Origin of the sequence: Mitsuokella sp. oral taxon 131 str. W9106, assembly GCF_000469545.1 — a bacterium.
Taxonomy (GTDB): Bacteria; Bacillota; Negativicutes; order Selenomonadales; family Selenomonadaceae; genus AWVT01.
The window spans coordinates 1-3,138 of record NZ_KI273070.1; the positions used below are offsets into that span (position 1 = coordinate 1).

The following is a 3,138-nucleotide window of genomic DNA, read 5'->3' on the forward strand; positions in this document are numbered from 1 at the left end:
ATTCCCGATGCGTCCACTGGGCTGGGATTCACAAAACAAATGTTTGGGGAAATATTTGTTTTGTGTAACACAGGATTGACAAACCTACACAAGTTTCTTGATAGGGTCATATCGGTTCACCGTTTTTTCGTCCTCAAGATAAGCCAATACTTTATTATGGTCGCGCTTGACGGTGCTAAGGCTGCAGCCAAGTTCATCGGCGATTTGCGGCCACGGCAGGCACATGACGTAATGGCTGCGAAGAATGTATTGCCAGCGCATATTGCCCACGCCGTCGATGAACTTGCTGATGGCGATTTTCACATCCACCAGCTTGTCAATCTCCTCATCGACCTCCTTTTCCGTATCGACGATGCGCTCCACCCATTTGGCGTAGGGAGCCTCGTTGGGTGCGCTGTGGCTAACGTGGTCCTCCAAGCGGCTGCCGTCGATACGCATTGCCAGACGGCGATAGTTGTCCAGCTTGGCAACATGGGATGCGATTGCCGCATCGAGATTGATGGCTTGCTCCCAAAATTCCTTTACGCTCACGATTATTCCACCTCCGTTTTCTTGAGCCGCTCCAAGAGCTACGCCCCGTTCACATCGGTCAAATCGGTAAACCAATCCGACAGGAAGAACTCCTCGGCATCCTCCATCAGCCACTCGCAATAGGTTATGCGGTCGAGCAACAATTCCTCGGCTGACTTCGTTTCCTTGACGGGAGGGAGATTGTCCTTGCGGCGAGCCTTTATCCTTTCCTTCCGCTCCTTGATTTGCTTTGCCACGGTATCCTCCAGTTCCTTGGTGCGGGTATGGCTTTGGAGGAATTTGGCGGCTCTGCGATGGTCGGTTGCCGCTTGCTGGATAGTGGTGGCGTTGGCCAGAGCTTCATACGGTGACATCCGAATCCCTCCCTAATTGGCTTTGCGGTAACGGGAGCAGTCCCATACTCCCTTTCCCGTGAAGCCAATGGCGTATTTCTACCTGACAGGCTTGATGCAGTCGTTGTGGTTCCAGCAATCCTTGCGCTCGGCGCAAGTCCAGCAGAGGCATTCACGGTAACAATGGTGGTGTCTGCATTGGTCGCTCTCCATGATGTTGTCGGCGTAAAATTCCTCTATGTTGTCCCACACCGGAATATGCTGTTCCTTGACGACATCCCGCTCCGCATTGCAGCCCTTGCTGTCTTTCCAATCTACCGTCATGATTACGCCATCGCATTTGGCGATGAGTGCTTTGCATTGCTCCAAAACAACATCATAGGGGATATCGGAGTCCGACAGATGGAGCATGGCATCCAAGGGATTCACAAAAATCATATCCGGGCATTTGGCGGCGAGCGTCACGGCGATTGCATGAGCCTCGCTGCGGTTTTACTCCTCCGCTCCGCTGTAGGGATGGGAAACATACATCATCTTCATTTTCGTTTTCTCCTTTCGCTCACATACAGTTTCGAAGTGCCGCTGCCGCCGTGGGGTCGCGGTATTCTTCGGAGTTGCACTTGCCGATTTTGGGGCTACTCAGCCGCTTGATTTCGATGTGGATGCCAGGCTCTGCCGCCCATTGTTTTTCCACGATTTCCCGCACCGCTTGGGCATCGTCTTTCCGGTAGCCGCATTTGGTCATGCAGTTCTTGAGCATTTTCTGCAAGTTGTCGGTGTCCGGGCGAGTTACACGCCATTCGCCGCTCTTATGGGATTTGCCCATCGGGAACAGCCAAGTGGTGCGAAGTTCCAAGGCTCCGTTCATGGGCGTTGCCGGGCGGTGCGTTCCGAGGTGCGCTATCAAGAGCGACTTGGCTTTTTTAAGGGGAGCGGGGTCGTAAAATATCGGTCTGCCGCCAACGATACGCGCGGAACGTTCCTGCGCCGTTGCGGTAGGAGGATTTATGTCTAGGAAAAATCTCATTTTCTAAACCTGCCTTTCTCTTTTGTTTTCTCAGCTGTTGCCGTTACGTTGCGCTCCTCGAAGGGGAAGGGCGGGCTTTTTAGCCCTTCCCACTTCGGGAGTGTAACGACCATTCTTCTTCATATATATATATATTATATAAACAGTGTAGAAGAAGAATTTACTCGGAAGCCTTGGAAGCCCCGTCAGCCTTGGTGATACGGCCTTTTTTGAGGACGAACTCGCCGTCCAGTTTTTTGAGCCTTGCATAGACCGTTTTGTCGGTGATGTTGAGATACTCCATCATCTCCTGCACGGTGACGCTGCCGTCCATGTTGAGTGCCTGATAAGCGTTGCGGAATTCCTCTGCGCAGGTTTCGGCGGTCTTGGCATGACCGTTTTTCATGCGTCCCGCCGCAAAACTTCCCTGTACGGGCATTTCGCCGAGTGCCCCATCCGCATCAATCCGATGCACGGGATATTCAAACCAGAAATTCACCGGCTCGATGTTTTGGAATTCACGAAGGCTCGATTCGAGCCGCCAAGCGGTAGCGTGACCGTCACGCACATTATTTTTGATGTCGTCGGAGAGTTCCAACTGAATCATATCCAGCTGCGCGTCCGGGTCGCGGGCAAAAACTCCCGAGCCGGACGCACGGTCGAAGCCTTCTTCGCACCCTGCGCCCCTTTGCTGTGATGGTGGCAGTAAATGGTGGAGCAGCCGGTTTCCGTGCAAATCTTGTCAAACTGATTGTAGAACCGCCCCATGTCCGAAGCGTTGTTTTCGTCCCCGGTGATAACCTTGTAGATGGGGTCGATAACGATGGCGTCAAAGTGCTGGTCGCGGACACGGCGCACCAGTTTCGGCACAAGCTGGTCAAGGGATACGGCGTGACCGCGCAAGTTCCAAATGGCAATACTGTCGGTGTGGTTCATAGGCAAGCCCAAAGCTTCGTAGATTTTGAGAAAACGGTTGATGCAGCTTGCCGGGTCGATTTCGAGGTTCACATACAGCACCCACCCTTTGCGGCAGGGAAAGCCCAGCCACTTCGTGCCTTCGGCGATGGCTACGCAAAGTTCCATGAGGAGGAAGGACTTCCCGGCTTTGGAAGAGCCGGAAATAATCATCTTGTGTCCGCGACGGAGGATTCCCTGTATAAGTTCCTCCGGGAGCAGAGGAGGATTTTCCTTATATTCGGAGAGGGACACCATGGGCGGCAGTTCATCCGTCACGCCCTCCACGGCAAATTGTAAGTTTAATTGTCGCAA

6 protein-coding genes are annotated in these 3,138 nt (G+C 53.1%); all 6 read right to left on the reverse strand.

The window, feature by feature from the left end; translation table 11 throughout:
- Nucleotides 1-84 precede the first annotated feature (84 nt).
- Nucleotides 85-531 (reverse strand): sigma-70 family RNA polymerase sigma factor, encoded by a 447-nt coding sequence (locus HMPREF1985_RS09600; protein ID WP_021772409.1) that lies wholly within the window; start codon nt 529-531, stop codon nt 85-87.
- A gap of 38 nt (nt 532-569) precedes the next feature.
- The gene (locus tag HMPREF1985_RS09605; protein WP_021772410.1) at nt 570-884 is read right to left on the reverse strand and encodes a hypothetical protein; all 315 of its coding nucleotides are present in this window, start codon (nt 882-884) and stop codon (nt 570-572) included.
- Between the two features lie 78 nt (nt 885-962).
- On the reverse strand, nt 963-1,328 hold the full coding sequence (locus tag HMPREF1985_RS09610) for a DUF4406 domain-containing protein (protein WP_040637604.1): 366 nt from the start codon (nt 1,326-1,328) through the stop codon (nt 963-965).
- Between the two features lie 94 nt (nt 1,329-1,422).
- The gene (locus tag HMPREF1985_RS09615) at nt 1,423-1,890 is read right to left on the reverse strand and encodes a RusA family crossover junction endodeoxyribonuclease (protein ID WP_021772412.1); all 468 of its coding nucleotides are present in this window, start codon (nt 1,888-1,890) and stop codon (nt 1,423-1,425) included.
- 160 nt (nt 1,891-2,050) lie between these two features.
- The gene (locus HMPREF1985_RS11640) at nt 2,051-2,476 is read right to left on the reverse strand and encodes an HTH domain-containing protein (RefSeq protein ID WP_021772413.1); all 426 of its coding nucleotides are present in this window, start codon (nt 2,474-2,476) and stop codon (nt 2,051-2,053) included.
- The coding region (locus tag HMPREF1985_RS11645; protein WP_231385193.1) for an AAA family ATPase at nt 2,473-3,138 on the reverse strand (666 nt) is incomplete at its 5' end. The genes HMPREF1985_RS11645 and HMPREF1985_RS11640, both read right to left, overlap by 4 nt.

Excerpts from the sequence above, each read along its gene's own strand:
- HMPREF1985_RS09605 (WP_021772410.1), bottom strand. The coding sequence starts at position 884 with ATGTCACCGTATGAAGCTCTGGCCAACGCCACCACTATCCAGCAAGCG.
- HMPREF1985_RS09615 (WP_021772412.1), bottom strand. The coding sequence starts at position 1,890 with ATGAGATTTTTCCTAGACATAAATCCTCCTACCGCAACGGCGCAGGAA.
- HMPREF1985_RS11640 (WP_021772413.1), bottom strand. The coding sequence starts at position 2,476 with ATGATTCAGTTGGAACTCTCCGACGACATCAAAAATAATGTGCGTGAC.